The 21,527-nt window shown below is 51.3% G+C and carries 13 protein-coding genes; 9 read left to right on the top strand and 4 right to left on the bottom strand.

Annotated features, from left to right (window positions below):
- Nucleotides 1–159: 159 nt before the first annotated feature.
- The 5 genes from JUB14_RS23130 to JUB14_RS23150 are packed head-to-tail and all read left to right on the top strand — an operon-like array spanning nucleotide 160 to nucleotide 8,479.
- Nucleotides 160–3,195 carry a SusC/RagA family TonB-linked outer membrane protein gene (locus JUB14_RS23130; protein WP_207509229.1) on the top strand — a complete coding sequence of 1,012 codons (3,036 nt, stop codon included), beginning with the start codon at nucleotides 160–162 and terminating at the stop codon, nucleotides 3,193–3,195.
- Nucleotides 3,196–3,217: 22 nt separating this feature from the next.
- A complete protein-coding gene (locus JUB14_RS23135; protein ID WP_207509230.1) occupies nucleotides 3,218–4,636 on the top strand; it encodes a RagB/SusD family nutrient uptake outer membrane protein in 1,419 nt (472 codons plus the stop codon).
- Between the two features lie 25 nt (nucleotides 4,637–4,661).
- Nucleotides 4,662–5,492, top strand: coding sequence for a Calx-beta domain-containing protein (locus tag JUB14_RS23140; RefSeq protein ID WP_207509231.1), 831 nt, complete (start codon nucleotides 4,662–4,664; stop codon nucleotides 5,490–5,492).
- 51 nt (nucleotides 5,493–5,543) lie between these two features.
- A complete protein-coding gene (locus JUB14_RS23145) occupies nucleotides 5,544–6,041 on the top strand; it encodes a hypothetical protein (RefSeq protein ID WP_207509232.1) in 498 nt (165 codons plus the stop codon).
- A 50-nt stretch (nucleotides 6,042–6,091) separates the two neighbouring features.
- Nucleotides 6,092–8,479 carry a M43 family zinc metalloprotease gene (locus JUB14_RS23150; RefSeq protein WP_207509233.1) on the top strand — a complete coding sequence of 796 codons (2,388 nt, stop codon included), beginning with the start codon at nucleotides 6,092–6,094 and terminating at the stop codon, nucleotides 8,477–8,479.
- A 109-nt stretch (nucleotides 8,480–8,588) separates the two neighbouring features.
- Here the strand turns inward: JUB14_RS23150 and JUB14_RS23155 are convergent, their stop codons facing one another.
- The 4 genes from JUB14_RS23155 to nirB form a co-directional block, all read right to left on the bottom strand.
- Nucleotides 8,589–9,257 carry a response regulator transcription factor gene (locus tag JUB14_RS23155; protein ID WP_207509234.1) on the bottom strand — a complete coding sequence of 223 codons (669 nt, stop codon included), beginning with the start codon at nucleotides 9,255–9,257 and terminating at the stop codon, nucleotides 8,589–8,591.
- Between the two features lie 23 nt (nucleotides 9,258–9,280).
- On the bottom strand, nucleotides 9,281–10,702 hold the full coding sequence (locus JUB14_RS23160) for an ATP-binding protein (protein WP_207509235.1): 1,422 nt from the start codon (nucleotides 10,700–10,702) through the stop codon (nucleotides 9,281–9,283).
- A 5-nt stretch (nucleotides 10,703–10,707) separates the two neighbouring features.
- Nucleotides 10,708–11,061, bottom strand: coding sequence for a nitrite reductase small subunit NirD (gene nirD, locus JUB14_RS23165; RefSeq protein WP_207509236.1), 354 nt, complete (start codon nucleotides 11,059–11,061; stop codon nucleotides 10,708–10,710).
- 94 nt (nucleotides 11,062–11,155) lie between these two features.
- A complete protein-coding gene (gene nirB, locus JUB14_RS23170; protein ID WP_207509237.1) occupies nucleotides 11,156–13,675 on the bottom strand; it encodes a nitrite reductase large subunit NirB in 2,520 nt (839 codons plus the stop codon).
- A 279-nt stretch (nucleotides 13,676–13,954) separates the two neighbouring features.
- On the opposite strand from nirB, the gene cobA reads away from it, so the two are divergent.
- The 4 genes from cobA to JUB14_RS23190 all read left to right on the top strand — a co-directional run bounded on the left by cobA (nucleotide 13,955) and on the right by JUB14_RS23190 (nucleotide 21,498).
- Nucleotides 13,955–14,716 (top strand): uroporphyrinogen-III C-methyltransferase, encoded by a 762-nt coding sequence (gene cobA / locus JUB14_RS23175; RefSeq protein ID WP_207509238.1) that lies wholly within the window; start codon nucleotides 13,955–13,957, stop codon nucleotides 14,714–14,716.
- Nucleotides 14,717–15,036: 320 nt separating this feature from the next.
- Nucleotides 15,037–16,401 carry an alginate export family protein gene (locus tag JUB14_RS23180; RefSeq protein ID WP_207509239.1) on the top strand — a complete coding sequence of 455 codons (1,365 nt, stop codon included), beginning with the start codon at nucleotides 15,037–15,039 and terminating at the stop codon, nucleotides 16,399–16,401.
- A 78-nt stretch (nucleotides 16,402–16,479) separates the two neighbouring features.
- Entirely contained in the window at nucleotides 16,480–17,799 is a 1,320-nt protein-coding gene (locus tag JUB14_RS23185; RefSeq protein ID WP_207509240.1) for a NarK family nitrate/nitrite MFS transporter, read from the top strand.
- 114 nt (nucleotides 17,800–17,913) lie between these two features.
- Nucleotides 17,914–21,498 carry a nitrate reductase gene (locus JUB14_RS23190; RefSeq protein WP_207509241.1) on the top strand — a complete coding sequence of 1,195 codons (3,585 nt, stop codon included), beginning with the start codon at nucleotides 17,914–17,916 and terminating at the stop codon, nucleotides 21,496–21,498.
- Nucleotides 21,499–21,527: the final 29 nt, after the last annotated feature.

Raw genomic sequence — 21,527 nt, forward strand, 5'->3', positions numbered from 1 at the left:
TTTATTTCGTTTTATTCTTGATAAACCTGTGATCATACCGCAACAGGAGCAGGGGGCCATTGCGTACCTGATGATTAAAGGTCTGTTACTATTTACTTTTATTACTATTCACCTACATAACCAACCAATACTAGAAAATACTTCTACAATCTATCTCCAATGAAGAAATTCAGTCGTTTAATTGGACTGTGTATATTCCTATTGGCAATATGGCACAGTGCGCTGGCTCAACAACGGGTCATAACAGGAACAGTAACCTCAGCAAGCGACAATTCAGCCTTACCGGGAGTGAACGTAGTACTGCAGGGAAGTACTACGGGTGTAAGTACCGATGCGGAGGGGAACTATAGCATTAGCGTTCCCTCAGGTACTGTTACACTCATCTACTCATTCATTGGACTTGCTCCACAGGAAATAACTGTTGGTTCCAACCGCTCCGTTGTCAACGTAGCCATGACCGAGAGTGCTACCGAGCTCAACCAGGTAGTCGTAACCGGTTACAGCCAGACGCAACGTAAGGATGTAATAGGTTCCATTGTTTCGGTTAAGAGTGAAAAGTTCAGAGATATACCCGTAACCGGTATAGATCAGGCCCTACAGGGGCAGGCTGCCGGCGTCCAGATCTCTCAGTCGTCGGGTACCCCCGGTGGTGGTATCTCTGTGCGCATTCGGGGTAATACATCCATATCGGCTTCTAACCGCCCTCTGTTTATAGTAGATGGCGTACCGGTATATGATGGTGCCATATCCGGACGTGATTTCGGGGGACAGAATGATAACGCACTGGCTGCTTTCAACCCCAATGACATCGAATCCATTGAAGTACTAAAGGACGCTTCCGCTAAGGCCATCTATGGCTCACGTGGTGCCAACGGGGTAGTGATTATTACCACCAAGCGTGGCCGCAACAACCGTACTACCATCACGGCCGATGTACAGCGTGGTATTACGGACATAGTACGTCGCCCCCAGGTACTCAACGCCACACAACTACTCGAACTTCAGCGTGATGCTATCACTAACGCCGACCAGGACCCTGACAAGTTAGGGCTCATACCTGGCGTAACCGATGCTGTCAATACCGACTGGATTGACGCCATTCTGCGTCAGGGGGTACTTCAGCAATACCAGCTATCAGCATCCGGAGGTAACGACCGTACCCGCTTTTACCTGAGTGGTAATGTACGCGACGAAGAGGGAGTACAACTCAATAACCGATTTACCCGCTACAGCGGCGTACTAAACCTGGACCACAAAGCCAGTAATAAGCTAAGTGTGGGGGCTAACGTGAATATCACTATGGCTCAGAACGACCGGGTAAAGGGTGACAACTTCCTGGATGGAGTATACTCAGGTGCGGTCAAAAGCCTCCCCTACTACTCACCTTATAATGAGCAGGGCGAACTATATGGTCCCGGTAGCGCCAACTATCCGGGCTTCCCTAACTTCAACCCGGTAGGCCAGGCTCTGTTGCCCCGCTTCCGTACCTATGGTCTTAAGCTATTGGCCGGTGTCAATGCCGACTATGAGATTATCCGTAACCTGCGCTTCCGTACCAAGTTCAGCATGGACTATAATAACAGCGAGGAAGACCAGTACGAGCCATCGAGTACTGCCATTGGAGGTTTTCTGGAAGGTGTTGGTGGTCAGGGCTATGGTGTATACGCTACCGGTACCTCGTACACCCTTATCAACTCCAATGTCTTTACCTACTACCTCACCCTGAATAATAAGCACCATTTTAACACTCTTCTTGGTAATGAAATAATCCATACTCAGGGAAGATCTTCATCCGTACAGGGCCGCATATTTCCCAGCGATGACTTCACGTATATAAGCTCGGCGGGTATTGTGGATGCCGGTAGCTCTGGTTTCGGACAGAATGGCCTGGTTTCTTTCTTTGGTGAAGTAAAGTATGACTTTGATGACAGGTACCTGCTAGGTTTTACCGCCCGCTACGATGGTTCATCGAGATTTGGTCAGAACCGTCGCTTTGGATTCTTCCCTTCCTTATCAGCCGGATGGCGCATTTCGCAGGAGCCATTCATGCAGTCACTGGACTTTATCACTGACATGAAATTACGCGGTAGCTTTGGCTTTACCGGTAACGAGCGCATCGGTAGCTTTGCTTTTCTGGGCACCTGGGCTAGTGTAGCGTACAACGGTGCCACCGGGGTAGCCCCTTCTAACCTAAGTAATCCTAACCTGCAGTGGGAGCGCACGCGCGAAGCTAACATAGGCTTTGATGCATCGTTTTTTAACGGACGCCTGTCACTGATCGCCGATGTATACAGCAACCTGACCGATAACCTGCTCTTTGCGGAGCCTATTCCTCTAACTACCGGATTCGGAAGTATACAGGGTAATATTGGCAAAATCTCTAACAAAGGGTTTGAATTTACGGCTTCGACCGTCAATGTAGATCGGGATGTACGCTGGACTACTGATCTGAACATCACTAAGAATATTAATGAAGTAGTGTCGCTGGCCAACCAGGACACCCTGTTCCGTGGCTATGAGGCTAACGGAGTGGGAGCTACCAACGCCATTCTACAGGGGCAACCTCTGGGTACCTTCTGGGGGCTTGAGTTTTTGGGAGTTGATCCTGCCACTGGCGATGCTATTTATGAAGATGTAAATGGTGATGGGCGTATCACGCCCGAGGATGGTCAGGTGATCGGTACCGCTCAACCGAAGCTTTTTGGTGGTCTGACCAACCGCGTGAGCTGGAAAGGCTTTGACCTGAGCATTTTCTTCCAGTTTATGTACGGCAACAAGACGCTGAACTTTACCAACGTGACGCTGGTCAATACCGGGGCTGACATCGAAAATAATCAAAGCGTAACAGCTCTGCGGCGCTGGCGGCAGGAAGGCGATGTTACGGATGTACCCCGCTATGAGCTCGGAAATACCTATAACAACTTCCACAGCAGTCGCTTCCTGGAAGATGGTTCGTACCTGCGCCTCAAGAATCTGTCGTTTGGCTACACTGTTCCTCAGCGATGGGTAAGTCGGGCAAAACTGAATACCGTACGGGTGTTTGTATCTGGTACCAACCTGCTAACGGTCACCCGGTATTCAGGCGCCGATCCGGAGGTAAGTACACTGGATGGGTCCACTTCCGCTCAGGGTATAGATTACTTTACGCTGCCACAGGTCAAGACTATGCTACTGGGTGCTACTATTACGTTCTGACAAACAGTTAATCATCATATACATGACTATCCTTTCAAAGCATACCATATATAGTATAGCTACCCGAGCCAGAAAGGGGCTACCTTTAGTAGCGGCCCTTCTGCTATTGGCTACTTCGTGCCGGGAGGTGCTGCAACCAGAGCCCGTAGATCTGCTGGTAGATGAACTGGTGCTCAATGAGGCCTCAGATGTCCAGCCCGTACGCCTGGGCATGTACAATGCCTTCCGGGGCCTGGGTGCTCCCATGGTCATAGCCGGCGCCTTTACGGCTGACTTTATCCAGCATAATGGTACATTTACTGTTTATAACGAACTAGGCAATAAGCAGATCACCGCAGCCAACGCGGCCGCAGAGGCTTTCTGGGGGGCTATATACAATACAGTATATATGGCCAACTTCATCGAGGAGCGTATTGGCTCTGTGCCGGGTGTTTCCGAAGCTACCCGTAAGCAGATATTGGCCGAAGCGCGGTTCCTGCGGGGCTTTGCTTACTTTTTGGGAGTCTATACCTTTGGAGGAATCCCTCAGGTAACCACTACCGATATTGCTACTAATCGTAACATCCCCCGCGCCAGCCGGGAAGAAATACTACAGGCGATACTAACCGACTACCAGGCCGCTCTTACGGACATACCTGTGGCCTACGGCGATCGGGTTACCAACAAAACATTTGCTACTAAGAATGCCGTACGTGCCGCTCTGGCCCGGTACTACCTCTACCAGCAGGACTGGACCAAAGCGGAGCAGTTTGCCACTGAAGTAATCAGCAGCAATCTTCAGAGCCTTCCGGCTGCCTTTGCAGACGTTATCTTTGCGGAGTATGATGATGAAACCATCCTGGAAGTAGCGTATGCCAATAACTCCAGCGATGATCCCGGAACTTCTACCTATGGCCTGAATAACATTCTGGTTGGTCGCCGCGAGGTGATCCCTTCCAATAAAGTTATTCTGGACTTTATCTCCAATGCCGCCGGGGAGCGCCAGCAGACCATCAGCTTCAACTCTACCCAGCAGCGTGGCAGAGATAACGGCTGGACGGTTATGAAATACGGATCGCCAGACGATGCCAATAACAATATTCACATATTCAGACTGGCCGAGATGTACCTGATCCGGGCCGAGGCCCGCGCTCGTCTGGGTCGATTGACCGGTAGTAACGGGGCACAGGCTGACATTAATGTACTTCGTACCCGCGCCAAAGCTCCTACTGTTACACTTACTTCCCAGAATCAGGCTCTGACTGTTATCGAGAATGAGCGGATATACGAGCTGGCTTTTGAGGGGCACCGCTGGTATGACCTGAAGCGTACAGGACGTCTGGATGCAGTAATGTCGGCATTTTCGCCTAACTGGAACACCAAGTTTCAGCTATGGCCTATTCCACAGAGCGAAATACAGCGTAATAAGGCCCTGACAGGTTCCCAGAACCCGGGCTATTAAATTAACATTCTGATATAGATTGATAATGAAGAATATCAAGCAAATACTCATACTGTGTTTCCTCGGAGGAATGATTGCCCTGGCCTCCTGTGAAGAGCAGCGCATCCTTTTTGAGGGTCCTGCTCACGTACGATTTACCGATACAACACTCACCTATAAGGAAAGCGTCGGGCAGCCTATTCAGCTAAAGGTACATATAGTAGGAAAGCCCGTTAATCAGGCCACTACCGTCAACTACACCATAAGTGGCGACGCCCGCGAGGGGCGCGACTATGTCATCGAGGGCACCAAAGGAACGGTTACTATACCAGCCAATGAGTCCTTTGGAACGATAACCGTCAGGTTGATCAATAACGCTAACAATATATTAGGCTCACAGGACATCCTATTCACTCTGACGGGCGTAAGTAACGACCAGCTACAGGTAGGGTTCGGTCAGAATAACAACATCGGGCGGCAGCTACGCCTGACCATCCAGGACGACTGCTTATTCAGTGGGTTTTATACCGGATCGCGCGGGGGCACCAGCCTAACTGTTCCCAATATCGAAATTATGGGGCTGGGCCAGAACTGCCGCGAGTACCTGATTACCAACTGGAATATAGACCTGGCGGATGCACTTTTTGGCCTGAATGCCGTGAAGCCAACGCTGACCATTGTTGACAATGGCGACAACACTCTGACGATACCTATTCAGGTTAACGCCGAACTACCTAGCCCATACGATACCTTGAGCGGTAATGGTGTCTGGAACCCTCAGACCAAAGCTATCTTGCTGAATCTGCGGCTAAAGCTCCCTTACAGCCAGACCAAGGATACTGTTATTACGGTACCATTCACCTTTACGCCCCGATAAGAAGCAGGCTAACTTAGGCTAATATCTGAATGTAAAAACTCTATTGCTACCATGAATATATATAAATTAAAATCAGTAGCTGCTCTCTTCCTGGTGCTATGGCTGGCCGGCTGTTCGGAAAGTATAGAACCGAAGCCTCTAACTTATACACAGTTGCTAACTGGTACGGATAAAAAGGCCTGGACGCTTACTTCTTTCCAGATCATCGACGAAGGAGAAGAGTCTAATGTCATTCCGGCCCGAAACCTGTTTAACAATACCTGTGAAGCTGATGACCAGTACATTTTCTATGCGAACAGCGAACGCAGATATGAGTATGTCAATGGCCCGACCAAATGCTCGTCCAATGAGCCGGATGTACTACTTACTGACCAGTGGACGTTTACCAATGCCAACGCTACCCTGGAGTTTGTATTTCCGGTCCTTGTTGGAAATGCCCGGCTACCCTTTATTGTCAAAACGTTGACTAATACCAATATGACCCTGGAAATCTATCTGGGTGAACTGGATGCGAGCTATCGCTTCATGTTTACTTCCGCAACCAAATAGAACAGCCAGCCAATCCGAATATGTAAGTACTATACTCTATCCGAAGGTCCATGAATCGTTTTTACGCATACCTTACCTACTTTTTTACTTTACTTGTATCAGTTCAGGCGGCCGTAGCCCAACAGGGTAATCACCAGCATGATGATCACTGTGCTACCATGCAGATGGATAGTCTGCTCAGGACTAAATATCCTCAAATGGGCTCTATGCAAGACTTTGAGCGCGTCCTGCAGCATAAGATCGCTGAGCGTAAAGAGCTTGAAAAACTAGGGCGAGTGACTGACGAAGTACTTACTATTCCTATCATCGTACATATTGTTCATAATGGCGAAGCCGTAGGACAGGGTCGTAACCTGAGCACGGCCCGGGTACAGGCGCAGATTGAGACACTCAACGAAGACTTCCGGCGCATACCCGGTACCCCCGGCTTCAATACTGATCCCCGCGGAGCGGATATCGAAATTGATTTCTGTCTGTCCCGCCTTGATCAGCAGGGCCGGGTCATGACCGAACGGGGTATCAACCGGATCAACGGTGCGCGGGCCAACTGGACCCGTGATGATATTGAGAATATCCTGAAGCCAACATCCATCTGGGACCCGGACCGATACTTTAATATCTGGGTAGTTGATTTTGCTCCCTCGGAGTCACTGGTGGGTTACGCTCAATTCCCCAGTCAGTCGGGGCTATCGGGTATTCCCAATTCCAGCCCACGCAATACCGACGGGGTTGTAGTACGCTACCAGTCATTTGGAAATACATTGAAAGGCAACTTTGGTAATATGCCTGCCCCCTATAATCAGGGACGCACACTCACCCACGAAACCGGCCACTGGCTGGGCCTTCGCCATATCTGGGGAGATGCTAACTGCGGCAACGACTTTGTAGATGATACCCCTCCCCAGGCCAGCGAAAGCCGGGGATGTCCCGTAGGCCGGGTAAGTTGCGGTAACGTCAATATGGTCCAGAACTACATGGATTATTCTGACGATGCCTGTATGAATATATTTACACAGGATCAGAAACGGAGGATGCGGGCCGTCATGGAGATGAGCCCCCGGCGTAATACCCTGACCCGCTCAAATCTTTGTGGTGACCTGGTAGCCGGTCCGCCACGTGCCAACTTCCGGGCCGAGACCCAGCAAATCCTACTGGGCGGACAGGTGCAGTTCTATGACCTTTCAATCAACTTCCCTACCAGTTGGGAGTGGACATTTGAGGGAGGTACTCCCGTTACTACCAATGTCCAGAACCCTATCGTTACCTACAACCAGCCGGGGCGTTTCCGGGTGAAACTGGTAGTACGTAACTCCCTGGGTGTCGACAGTCTGATCAGAGAAAACTATATAGAGGTACTGAATGTAGGTCTCTGTGCTGAACTGACGAACTTCTCCGGTACTCCTACCCTCATACGTGATACTACCAACATAGGATACGTATCGGGACATAACGGACGCCTGGTCAGAGCTATTTCCGAAAAGTTTGATAACCAGCTTGGCTATACCACCATGACCAGTGCCTCGATACGATTTGGACGAGCCTTCGCTAAAGATGGAGCCGATACCGAAGAGACCGTCACAGTAGTTGTATGGAATGCCCGGGGCTTCCAGGGAGGTCCGGGAGCTGTACTGGAAGAGAAAGAGGTACCACTACGTCAGATTTTAGAAGATGTAGCCAATAATCGTCCTACTGAAATAGGCTTTGACCGTCCGGTACCTTTGTTCGGGCTTGGCTATCATGTAGGGGTACAATTTGACTACGATGGTGACTCTGTGGCAGTCATTACTACGCGCAACGGAGAGTCGATACGCGGTACATCATGGGAGCAGTCGGCAGAGGGTGAGTGGGACTTGTTCCTGCGCCGTACGGGTCTAAACATAGCGCATGATATTACAGCCCGGGTAGGTATGAAACCTTCGGTGCAGGTAGCAGCATCTGCGCAGTTTGTAAATCCCGGAGAAACCGTCACTTTGCAGGCTCGCGGAGCCAGTATCTATAACTGGGCACCAGCCAACAACCTAAATACAACCATTGGACCTCAGGTAACGGTCCGGCCAACCCAGACCACCACCTACTACGTAAAAGGAGGCGGAGCGGATGTCTGCGTGGATAGTGCGGCGGTAACGCTGTACGTACGGACCAATCAGCCGGTACTGGGTAACGAACCTACGCCTGATAACCTGTTTGGCAAAACGGTTGAAGTAAGCCCTAACCCCAGCGATGGATTGATGTCCCTGACAATGAAGAACGGGCTACGGGGCGATGTACAGGTAACCCTCTACAACCTGGCTGGTGTAGCTATGATCCAGCGAAAGTTCCGGAAGGATGCCGAGTCTGCGGAATATCCGATGGATATCCGGTTGCTCCCTTCGGGTACCTATATAGTAGAAGTAATACTGGGCGAGGTAACGACCCGAAAAAGAATAGTGAAGTTCTAGGCCACTTCACCATCAGGAGCAGGTACAGCTACCTGCGGTAAAACCCCATGCGGATGATCTGTTCGTATCATCCGCATGGGGTTTTGCTTTATAGGAATCTTGTATCTGCCTACGCCTGCTCCCGTAAAGCGATACTTACCAGCTCAGCGGTGTTCTTGACGCGGGCTTTCCGGATAATACTGGCACGCTGGTTGGCTACAGTATGCGGACTTACATCAAAACGCTCGGCTATTTCCTTGCTACTCATCCCTTCGGTCAGGCACTGCAGGATCTGGTACTCACGGGGCGTAATCTTGTTCCAGATGGATGCGGTGCTGGTACCTATACCCGTTTCGGTCTGCCGGTAAGCATTTTTGGGTACTACCAGATTCCGGATAATGACCGAAGATGCATTCGGTGGGTAGTACAGTTCACCAGCCGCCACGGCACGTACCGCCTTCAGTATCTCCTCCTGATCAGTATCTTTGAGCAGGTACCCGGCGGCTCCGCTCTGTACGGCATTGAGTATGTAATCTGGATTGTTGTGCATACTAAACACCAGTATCCTTACCTCCGGATACAGCCGTGACGCTTCGCGGGCTACTTCGATACCCGACATACGGGGCATCGTTATATCCAGCAAAAGCACATCAGGATGTGTAACCGGAATCAGGTCAATGGCTTCGTCACCATCCGAAGCTTCTCCAACTATTTCAATGTCGGACTCATCTTCCAGCAAATTCAAGATTCCTTTCCTCACTACGGAGTGGTCGTCAGCGATTAATACTTTAATTGGCATACCTGTTGAGATGGAGTGTACTACTATATTATAACTAAGATCTTTGTTCCTTTCCCTGGTCTGGAGCTGAGCTTCATCTCACCTCCTAATAAACTGGCCCTTGTGCGCATATTTTCAATGCCACTTCCTATCTGACCTTCCTTTCCATTCTTTCCTATTTCTCTCGGATTGAAGCCTTTTCCATCGTCTTCAATGCTAAGCGTAATTTTTCCCTTGTATCGTTTGAGCTTTACTTCTATCACCTTGGCTCTGGCATGCTTTACCGCATTATGCAGAGCTTCCTGTACGATCCGGTACAAACCGATTTCGGCAGCAGGGGGGAGTCGTTTATCTTCCCCTGAACCTTCAAAATAGATCTCAAGGCCCGACGAGCGCGCCACCTGATCGGAGAGCAGTTGCAACCCGGCCTCCAGCCCGAAGTCACTCAGTACCGATGGCATCAGGTTAAACGACACCTGCCGGGTGGTCTGGATGGTCTCCTGAATCAGCTCGCGCAGGTCTTCGAATCGCTTGCGCTGTTTTTCTTCCGGAAAAGGCACCTGTTTCAGCTTCTCAGCGTGTAATTTTACTCCGGTTAGCATCTGCCCTATGCCGTCGTGCAGCTCACGCGCAAAGCGCCTTCGCTCCTCTTCCTGGCCTTCCAGTAAGGCTGCCGACCTGATCTTTTCCCTGGCTGCCTGCAGCTGGTACTTCTCTTCGGTCATTCGCAGGAGTTCCTCCTGAGTGGCTACCAGCTCACGATTGGTAGCCGCCAGCCGTTCATTGGTCTGCCGCAGATCCTCCTCTGAGCGGGTAAGCATCTGGATCACCTTCTGGGTGTACTTTACCACCGGCCTGAATATGAAAATCCCTTCTACCAGCAGAATCAGCAGTGTCCCCAGCCCCAGTAGCCACTCCATGCGCTCGAGGTATATGACCCGGGCAAGACTTTCAGCATCGAACTGAAATACGATCTGATCCATCTGGTGCAAGAAGGCTGGCTCCTGCGCCAGCACCACCCGTAACGCCTCTGCCCGGTCCTGAGCAGGTACCTGTGGATTATTTATACGTCTGAATCCATTATAAATGGACTGAAACACAGGCTCGAGCTGAACGAACATGCTATCCAGCCGGTCGCTTTTACGCACGATGTACGTCTTTTCCATCCGCAGCAGCCCATTCCGCAACTGCTCATGATTCTGATGCCACGTATGGAGTACCGAATCAAAATCAGCCCTGTCGGCATGGGTCATTTGTTGCGTATGTAGCAGTGACAGCTTGGTCAGTTGCTGACTCAGCATGCGCTGCCGCCCCGCTACGTTGACAACTCTACCGTCGTCATTAAGATCTTCCAGCGTGCGCCTCACCAGTAGCAGTCCGCCTACGGTCAGTAGCGCTACCATCAGTAGCGCTACTACGTAAAAGCGGGTAAGCCGGCGGGCAACCTGACGATCCAGTTGATCCATTAGTCCTATATTCCTATGTACACCAGCCCGTCCTTTACCAGTATGGGATAGGTCTTGATCTTATACTCTTCCCCGCTCAGGCATGAGCCATCTTTCAGGGAGAATGTTTTTTTATGAAAAGGACAGGCTACCTTGGGCTCCCCCTGCTGGCTCCCGATCATGCCCCGCGACAGCGCCATCTGCTGGCGGTGCGGGCATTCGTTATCAGTGGCGTACCACTCGCCCCGGCGGGTAAAGTGGAAGATGGCAATCTGCTTGCCTTCTATAAGGGCACAGGCTCCTCCCTCTTCGGGTACATCGCTTTGGTGGCAGGCCAAGTGCCAGGTAATTCTATCTTTTTTATCAGCTATCAGTTCCATATGAATAAACTTGTTAGGTTTTAGCAGTTAGGTAGTAGCTCTACTTAGTGTTCCCTCTCCACTTTTCATTATTCATTCTACATTCTTCATTAAGTTACACCCACTCCTTGGCACGCTTCTGATCGCGCAGTGAGTCGAACTCGACAGTTGGGTCCTTCGCTTCGGGGGCATTGACAAAGTGGTTGAAACGCTTCCGCAGTTCCGGGTTATCTACTACCTCTTTCCACTCGCACTTGAAGTTGTTAACCAGAGTCTGCATTTCCTGCTCGAGCTCCTCGCCTATTCCGAGTACATCGTCTACGACTACCGCTTTGAGGTAGCTCATCCCACCTTCTATCTTATTGAGCCAGGTAGCGGTACGGGTCAGCGGATCGGCGGTTTTGATGTAGAACATCAGGAAGCGGTCTATGTAGCGGATACAGGTTTCCTTATCCACATCGGTTGCCAGCAGTTGGGCGTGCTGGGGCTTGGAGCCACCGTTACCGCACACGTACAGGTTCCAGCCTTTCTCGGTAGCGATGATACCAAAGTCCTTGCTCTGCGCTTCGGCACACTCGCGAATACATCCTGAGACCGCCGATTTCAATTTATGGGGAGCACGAAGACCCTTGTAACGCTCTTCTACCTCAATGGCGAACGAGACTGAATCCTGCACACCAAAGCGGCACCAGGTAGAGCCTACGCAACTCTTGACGGTACGCAGCGCCTTACCATAGGCGTGCCCACTCTCGAATCCAGCCGCGATAAGCTCTTCCCAGATCCTGGGCAGGTCGCTCACGTGTGCACCGAACAGGTCTATCCGCTGTCCGCCGGTGATCTTGGTATAGAGACCGTATCTTTTGGCTACTTCACCTATTACGATCAGTTTGTCAGGGGTAATTTCTCCACCGGGTATACGGGGTACTACCGAGTAGGTACCTCCCTTCTGGATATTGGCCAGGTAGCGGTCGTTGGAGTCCTGGATGGTTGCACGGCCCTTTTCCAGTACGTTTTCGTTCCAGAGGCTGGCCAGGATAGAGGCCACCAGTGGTTTACAGGTTTCGCAACCATCATCTTTACCCAGGCCTTCCACGACTTCATTGAAGGTCCGGTAGCCGTTCATCTTCACCATATCCAGCAGCTCCTGACGGGTGTAATCAAAGTGCTCACAGATGATGTTGCGTATGTACAGCCCCTGCTGCTTCATGGTACCCTGTATCAAGTCCTTGACCAGCGGAGCACACCCACCACAGCCGGTACAAGCCTTTGTAGCTTTTTTCAGGCTATCTATGGTCGTATGATTGTTCTCGGTGATTTCGTGGCAGATCATGCCCTTGGTCAACGCCTCGCACGAGCAGATCAGGGCATCGTCGGGCAGTGACATTACACCGGCACCGGCCTCTTCTCCTCCGCGTGAACCCAGGATCAGGTCTTCGGGATCGGGCGGGAGTACAGTTTTGTTCTTACAGGTTTGCAGCAGCATGTTATACTGCTCCGCATCCCCTACCAGTACACCTCCCAGTAGCTCCTTGCCATCGGGTGTTACATTGATACGCTTATATATACCTTTGGCTTTGTTCTCATAGGTAATAGTACGGCAGGCAGGCTCTTCCACAAACGGATCACCAAAGCTGGCTACATCTACACCGATCAGTTTCAGCTTCGTTGACATATCGTAGGGCTTAAACTCCTTCTCTTCGCCCGTCAGGCGAGCCGCTACTACATCGGCCATTTCGTAGCCCGGCGCTATCAGGCCGTAAATCATCTGATGCGCCAGAGCACACTCTCCAATGGCAAAAATGGCCGGATCGGAGGTTTGCATGAAGTTATCGACCACTATACCTCCGCGCGGGTGGGTTTCCAGGCCGGCCGCCTTAGCCACTTCATCACGTGGACGGATACCCGCCGATATTACCAGCATATCGACATCCAGTACAGTACCATCGGCAAACTGCATACCTTCGATGGCATCGCCACCCACGATCTGTTGAGTAATTTTGGAAAGATGTATGTTGAGGCCCAGTGATTCGAGCTGGCGCTGCAGGATACCCGAACCGGCTTCATCGATCTGCCGGGGCATCAGCCTGGGGGCAAACTCTACGACATGAGCCTCTTCCAGACCCAGATCCAGCAGGGCCTTAGCGGCCTCCAGACCTAGTAGTCCACCACCCAGCACAGCACCACGGCGTGCTTTCCGGGCATGTGACTGAATCAGATCCAGGTCTTCTATAGTACGGTACACAAATACGCCTTCTTTCTCCACCCCGTTGATGGCGGGTACAAAGGCCCCCGAGCCGGTAGCCAGTACCAAATAGTCATAAGGTACTATAAGTCCATGATGCGAGCGGACCTCCTTACGCTGGCGGTCGATCTCAACTACCGGGTCTGAAAGGTACAGCCTGATACCGTTTTCGGTATACCAGCCTGTTGGCGCCATCTGCAGCTCATCAGCAGTCTTCCCTGCTATGTATTCGCTCAGATGTACACGATCATAGGCAGCACGAGGCTCCTCACCAAAAACCGTCAGCTCAAATCCCTGATCATTTTTAGCCTTGGCTAGTAGCTTTTCACAGAATTTGTAGCCTACCATCCCGTTGCCTACTACGACAATCCGTTTGTTTGTGTTTGCGCTCATAGTTACTAATAACTATTAAAGTTGAATAACCCTGTTCTTTTGTTGCACTTTTTCAATACAACTATGATTACCCTCCCCGTAATCATCAATCAAAACTAAATGGTGTTTTTTACAATTCCTAATATTTTATTTCTAAAATGATCATTTTTTAAACCTATTTTTTGGAAATTCTATTGTTTTTTAAAATTACATCCCTAATTTTGAACCAACTATTCGGGATAGCAACAAAATACTAACCGTAGTACAATTCTAATATTCACTATATAATATAAAGAAGAGATGAAGCCAATGCTAACACTAGTGGGTGCGGGACCAGGCGACGCCGAACTGATCACCCTGAAAGGCATCAAAGCGCTAGAGCAGGCCGATGTAGTCTTATATGATGAATTAGCTAATGCGGCACTACTGGAGTATGCACCCGAGCAGTCGATGAAAATATATGTAGGCAAGAGCGTTGGAAATGCTTCGTTCACCCAGGATGAGATCAATACTCTTATAGTACGCCTGGCCACAAAACGGGGACACGTTGTACGTCTGAAAGGGGGCGATCCTTTTGTGTTTGGCAGAGGGCACGAGGAAATTGACTACGCCAAACGCTATGGTATAGAGTGTAAAGTAGTACCCGGTATATCCAGCTGTATAGCGGTACCGGCCTCGCAGGGTATAGCCGTAACGCGCCGGGGCGTGAGCGAGAGCTTCTGGGTAATTACGGGCACTACCCGGAGCGGAGAAATGTCGGAAGACTTGCAGCTGGCGGCTCAGTCAAGAGCTACCGTAGTAGTACTGATGGGTATGAATAAGCTGAATGAGATATGCGCTATGTACACGCAGTTTGGCCGGGGACACATGCCGATGGCTGTCATACAGAACGGTACCCGCCTCGATGAGCGGTGTATAGTAGGACAGGCCTGGGAAATGCCGCGCCTGGTTATGGACAAGGGCGTGGGGGCGCCCGGACCAGGCATAATCGTGATTGGCGAAGTAGTAGCCCTGCATCCGTCGTATGTAACGGAGTATCTGCAGAGCCTGTCTATAGCCTAGTCACTAACAAAAAAAGCCGATCCGGTGTGGGGGCACCTTATGGATCGGCCTTACAGGGTTGTCTATGTTAAACACAAACGATTCAAAGAAAATGAAAAAACTCAGGTAAAACAAATCTCAGGCTCCGGCTTAGGTAGTACTTATTCTGCCTACTGCCCCAGATTGACTTCAGCCTCTCGGAACCAGGTACCTGCTCTCCTTCCATAGTACGCTCCGAACTCTCAGGCCGGTTTCTGTAACCGGAACATGTACAGCACCTTATTACCGTTCAGACGTGGCCGCTCGTCTGTCCCTGCTACCACTTTTACCTTTTCATTTTCATGCTAAGAGTTTACAAGATATTTTCCATAGGATTTCTGCTCGCCGGATTACTGACGGCCGGAGAATCAGCGGCTCAATTCAGCTTTACCGGGCAGGTACGTACCCGCACCGAGCTTCGGGATGGATTTGGGGCTCCCTTACAGGTAGGCCAGAATGCGGCCTTCTTTACCTCGCAGCGCACCCGCCTCAATTTTGGTTACGCGGGCTACCGCACCAAATTCTTCACGGCTATTCAGGATGTACGGGTGTGGGGGCAGGATGCTTCTACCAACAACCGTATTACTAATCCAGCCCAGAATGGTCTGATGGTCCACGAAGCCTGGGCCGAAATCAGCCTGCTGGATACTAATATTACTAAAACAGGCAAAGACTTATCTCTCAAAATAGGACGCCAGGAACTCGTATACGACGACAGCCGACTACTCGGTAACCTCGATTGGCTCCAGCAGGCTCGCCGCCACGACGCCGCACTACTGAAATACAATCACAACCGCTTTGTAGCACACCTGGGGGTAGCATTCAACCAGAATAGTGAACTCAAAAGCGGTACCCTTTACAATGGCGTACCTACGGGCTACCCGGCGGGTACCAACGCCATCGGTACCATGTACAAGTCGATGCAGTTTATGTACCTCGGTAAGCAGTTCAAGGCCGGCAACGCCTCCTTCCTGGTACTGAAAGACGATTTTAATAAATATAGCCTTAATGAAACCGGTGCTAAAGTACCTGCACAGGGTACCTGGAGCCGGGTAACGGTAGGGCCTTACTTGAATACAAAGCTGGGCAAAAGCATCAGCCTGACCGCAAGCGCCTATCTGCAGAGCGGAAAGGATAAGGACGGGGCTAATCTGCGCGCTTATACCTACTCTCTGAGTACCCTCTACGCCGTCAACAAGCGCTTTGCCATCGGCCCCGGAGTTGACTATCTCTCGGGCAACGGTGTCGGCTCGACCGGCAACCGCCGCTTCGACCCCTTGTATGGTACTCCTCATAAGTTCTGGGGGCAGATGGACTACTTCTACGTAGCTGACGGCTTTGGCAAGGGCGGCCTGGTAGACTACTACCTGAGCAGCATCATCAAGGTATCTCCCCGCTTTTCCATCCATACAGATCTGCACGAGTTTGCCAGCGCAACCGCCGTCATGAGCAGCGACCAGAACAGACTGAGCCGCAGCTACGGTACCGAGCTGGATATGATCATGAACTATACGATCACGAAGACCATCGGTCTGCAGGGAGGGTACTGTACCTTCTTTACTACGCCTACCCTGGCGGCCGTCAAAGGAGTAAGCAATGCCCGCAGCAACGCCAACTGGGCCTATCTGATGATCAACATTAAACCTGATTTTTTGGCAAAGCAGTAGCCTTCCGACGGCCTCCCCCCGTCGCAGCTCCACTGCATAACCTGTTTCATTTTTAATCTCTTAAACTGATCCAAAATCATGTCTACCATAAATAACAAACCGCTCGAAAAGCTCAATATATTCAGCATCAAGGGTATCCAGATGCGCACGTTTCACCTGACCTGGGTAGCCTTCTTTTTCTGTTTCTTTGGCTGGTTTGGTATTGCCCCTCTGATGAAGATCATCAAGGATGACCTGGGCCTTACCAAAGAGCAGATCGGTAACACCATCATCGCTTCGGTAGCGGCTACCGTTATCGCCCGCGTACTGATTGGCCGCCTGTGTGACACCTGGGGACCACGTAAGGCCTACTCGGCTCTACTGGCTGTTTCGTCCATTCCGGTGATTATGGTAGGCTTTGCTAATAGCTACGAGTCATTCCTGCTGTTCCGTCTGGCCATTGGAGTGATCGGAGCTTCCTTCGTAATTACGCAGTACCATACGTCGGTGATGTTTGACAAGAAGATTGTAGGTACGGCCAATGCCGTGGCCGGTGGCTGGGGTAACCTGGGTGGTGGCGTAACGAACATGGTCATGCCGCTGATCTTTGCCGCTTTTATAGGGATGGGTTACTTACCTTCTTCGGCCTGGCGCCTGGCCATGGTAGTACCCGGGGTAATCCTGCTGGTGCTGTCAGTACTGTACTACTTCAATACTAAAGATACCCCGGCCGGTAACTTCGACGAGATTGAGGCCACTAATACAGCTGCTTCTCCCAAAGCAAAAGGTACTCTGGCCATGGCCGCCAAAGACCCCCGCACCTGGATCCTGTTCCTGGCCTACGGCGCCTGTTTTGGTATCGAAATCACCTTTGACAACGTAGCCGCCCTATACTTCGCTGAGAACTTCGGAGCTACCCTGACTACCGCCGGTATACTGGCAGGTACCTTCGGCTTTATGAACCTGTTTGCCCGGGCTATGGGCGGTATCATGGCGGATAAAGTAGGCAACAAGTACGGTATGCGGGGCAAAGGAACCCTGCTGGCTCTGCTACTCGCGCTGGAAGGCGTAGGTATCGCTCTGTTCTCGCAATCAGGAAATATACTCTATGCCGTAATCGCCATGCTGGGCTTCGCCATGTTCCTGAAAATGGCCAACGGAGTTACCTACGCCATCGTGCCTTTTATCAACCGCAAGGCTATGGGCTCGGTGAGTGGTATTGTAGGAGCCGGTGGTAACGTAGGCGCGGTACTGGCGGGCTTCCTCTTCAAGTCGAGCGCTATTACCTACGCACAGGCCTTTATGTACATCGGAGTAGCCGTAGCCGTGGTGGGTGCCATCGTAGCCCTGACGCGCTTCGATAAGGAAAGTGTAGAAGTAGAGAAAGCAGAAAACGCAGAAGTAGCCGTAGCTGCTTAGCATTCAAACCTGTCCCGGTAGTACGTACTACCGGGACAGCACCAATTAACTTTTGACTAATACATACATCTACTAGCTAACAGCTACTAGCTACTACCTAAAAGCTTACTACCTATGAATCCAAAAACCACTCGACATAAAACCACTTGTTGCTACTGTGGCGTGGGCTGCGGAGTGGTGGTAAAGCAGGAACCAAATGGACGCTTAACCGTAGAAGGCGATAAAGAACATCCATCCAACCGCGGGATGTTGTGCTCCAAGGGTATGAACCTGCATTACACTGTTTCAGATCAGTCAGACCGGCTCCTGTACCCCCAGATGCGCCTCAACCGCTCTATGCCTCTGCAGCGCGTTGGTTGGGATACGGCCCTTGAGCGTACCGCCGCCGTATTTCGGACATTTATTCAGAAATATGGCCCTGATTCGGTTGCTTTCTATGTATCGGGCCAGTGCCTTACCGAAGAGTACTACCTGGTCAACAAGCTCATCAAAGGATTCATAGGCTCCAATAACATTGACACCAACTCCCGGCTCTGTATGAGCTCGGCGGTGGTAGGATATAAGCTGACGCTGGGTGAAGACTCGGTACCGGTATGCTACGATGATATTGAGGAGGCGGATGTATTCTATGTGCAGGGAGCCAATCCCGCCTGGTGCCACCCCATTATCTGGCGGCGTATAGAGGCGCACAAAGCGGCCAATCCGGCCGTAAAGATTATCTGCGTAGATCCCCGCCGGACCGACACAGCCCGCTCTTCTGACCTGCATCTGCCCATTCGCCCCGGTACCGACATAGTGCTTAACAATGCCATCGGTCGCCTGCTGATCGAGAAGGACTATATCAACGAAGAATTCATAGTAAACCATACCGATGGCTTCACGGCCTACCGTGAGCAGGTAATGAAGCGTACGGTGGACGAAGCCGCTGACCTGTGTGGTGTTCCCGCTGAAGATATTGAAAAGGCAGCCGGCCTGATTGGACGCTCAAAAGGCTTCCTGTCCCTCTGGACTATGGGTATGAATCAGTCGGTCGTAGGGGTTAATAAAAACCTGTCGCTCATTGACCTGCACCTCATCACGGGGCGTATCGGTACGCCCGGCAACGGCCCCTTCTCCCTGACGGGACAGCCCAATGCCATGGGTGGACGTGAGGTAGGTGGTCTGGCTAATATACTCCCCGGCCACCGGGAGGTAACCAACGCCGCCCACCGGGACGAAGTAGAGCGATACTGGAATGCCCCCGTTCACATCGCTGCGAAGCCCGGCCTGACCGCAACCGAGATGTTCGAAGCACTGGCTAATGATAAACTCAAAGCTATCTGGATCATCAATACTAACCCGATGGTGAGTATGCCCGATGCCAACGCCGTAGAGAAAGCTCTGAAAGGGGCTCGCTTTGTGGTGGTACAGGACGTATCCAACCGGGCTGATACTGTACAATTTGCCGATGTGGTACTTCCGGCCGCCGCCTGGCTCGAAAAGGAAGGTACTATGACCAACGCCGAGCGCCGTGTCACGCATCTATCCAAAGTACTGGATGCTCCCGGCGAAGCCCTTCCCGACGTAGAGATCATCTGGCGCTTCGCCCAGAAAATGGGCTTCGGCGAATCATTCAATTACACTAGTCCCTCGGAAGTATATGAAGAATATACCCAACTCACCGCAGGTACTAACATAAACGTAACGGGTGTAAACTACGAGGTACTCAAAGAGCGCCGCAGTATACAGTGGCCTTTTCAGGAGGAGGAAGGGAGGAAAGGAGGAGAGGAGAAAAGAAACTTTAGTCATCCAATCGCTATTAATGGGCAGACTTCTGTAGGAACGAAGCGCCTGTTTACTGATAAAGTATTTTATACTCCCAACGGACGGGCGCAGATCCATGCTGTACCGGATGAGAATGCGTCCGAAGGTACCGATGCAGACTTCCCGCTGGTACTGACCACCGGCCGCATCCGTGACCAGTGGCATACCATGACCAAAACAGGTCGCATAGCTAAGCTAAACCAGCATACCCCTCAGCCCTTCCTACAAATTCACCCTGATGATGCACAGGCTCGTAGTATCAGGGATGGACAATTGGTTGAAATCAAAGGCCGCCGAGGAGAAGTACGCGTAAAGGCTCAGGTTACGGAGGACGTTAGACCGGGTGTCTGCTTTCTGCCGATGCACTGGGGTAAAATCCTGAACAGTAATTTGGGCCGTGCTAATAACCTGACCAGTTCGCTGGTTGATCCGCGTTCTAAGGAACCAGACTTCAAGTTCTCAGCCGTACAGGTAACCCCTTATTGCAAGCCGGTTGAGAAAATAATTGTGATCGGAGCCGGATCGGCAGGCCTTGGATTTATCAACGCGTATCGTTCGGTGAATCAGGAGGACGAGATTCATGTATTCTCTAAGGAAATCTATCCCTTCTACAACCGGGTGCTCCTCCCCGACTACATCAGTGGTGCCCAGCAGTGGGAGCAACTGGTAAAGCTACGGGAGGAGCAGTTTGCCGAATCGAATATTACGGTACACAAAGGCGTAGGCATCGTCCATATCGATCGAAAAAATAAGGTAGTGACCGATACCGAGGGACGTGAACATAACTACGACAAACTCCTGCTCGGAACGGGCAGCCGGGCTTTCATGCCACCGGGTGTACCTCGTATGGAGGGTATCTTCAACATGCGTTCCCGCCTGGATGCCGACTCACTCCTCCCCTTCCTTCAGCAACCCAACCCACACGCGGTAATTGTGGGAGGTGGACTATTGGGACTGGAGCTAGCCGCTTCGCTACGTGAGATCAATGTGCAGGTAACAGTTATCCAGCGGATTAGTCGCTTTATGGAGCGTCAGTTGGACCCTCTTGCCGGTGAGCTGCTGTACCAGGAGCTGGTGGACCGGGGCATTGAGGTATTCTTTAACGATGAAGTTCAGACATTCCACGGTACTGACAAACTGGAAGGTATCCAGCTCAAATCTGGCCGTCGCCTCGACTGCCAGGTAGTGGTAGTAGCCATTGGTACGGTACCCAGTATAGAACTGGCGCGTGAATCCGGCCTCGAATGCAACCGTGGCGTGGTGGTAAATGACTACCTGCAGACGTCCGACCCGGATATATTTGCCGCCGGTGAGATAGCGCAGTGGCGCGGACAAATGTGGGGTATTACGCTGGCCGCCGAACAACAGGCCGAAGTAGCCGCCAAATACATACTCGGCGATATCACTACGCCTTACAAGGGGAGTGTATCCATGAATATCCTCAAGATGGAGGGCCTGCATCTGTGCAGCATCGGCCTCCCCGAAGCACCGCCTAATGATCCTGATTACGAGGAGATTGTATTTATAGACAAATCGCAGCGCTACTACAAGAAATGCATCGTCTACCGCGACAAGCTGGTAGGAGCCATCATGGTAGGCGACAAAAACGAGTTCCTGGAGTTCCGCGACCTGATTGCCAACGGCGTGGAGCTTTCGGAGAAGCGCCTCCAGCTGCTACGCTCCGGCAAGCAAGCCGATCCGGTAGAAGGGAAGTTGGTCTGCTCCTGCAACAACGTTGGACAGGGGAATCTTGAGCGGGCCATTCAGGCCGGATGTACAGATTTCAAGCAGCTATGCCAGCAAACCGGTGCCGGTACCGGCTGCGGCTCCTGCCGCCCCGAAGTACGCAGTATTCTGGAAAGATTAAACGAACCAGTATTAGTAGCAGGTACTTAAACCATTGGGGACAAGTACCTTCCCGGGGG

The sequence above is a fragment of the Telluribacter humicola genome (assembly GCF_017355935.1).
Taxonomy (GTDB): Bacteria; Bacteroidota; Bacteroidia; order Cytophagales; family Spirosomataceae; genus Telluribacter; species Telluribacter humicola.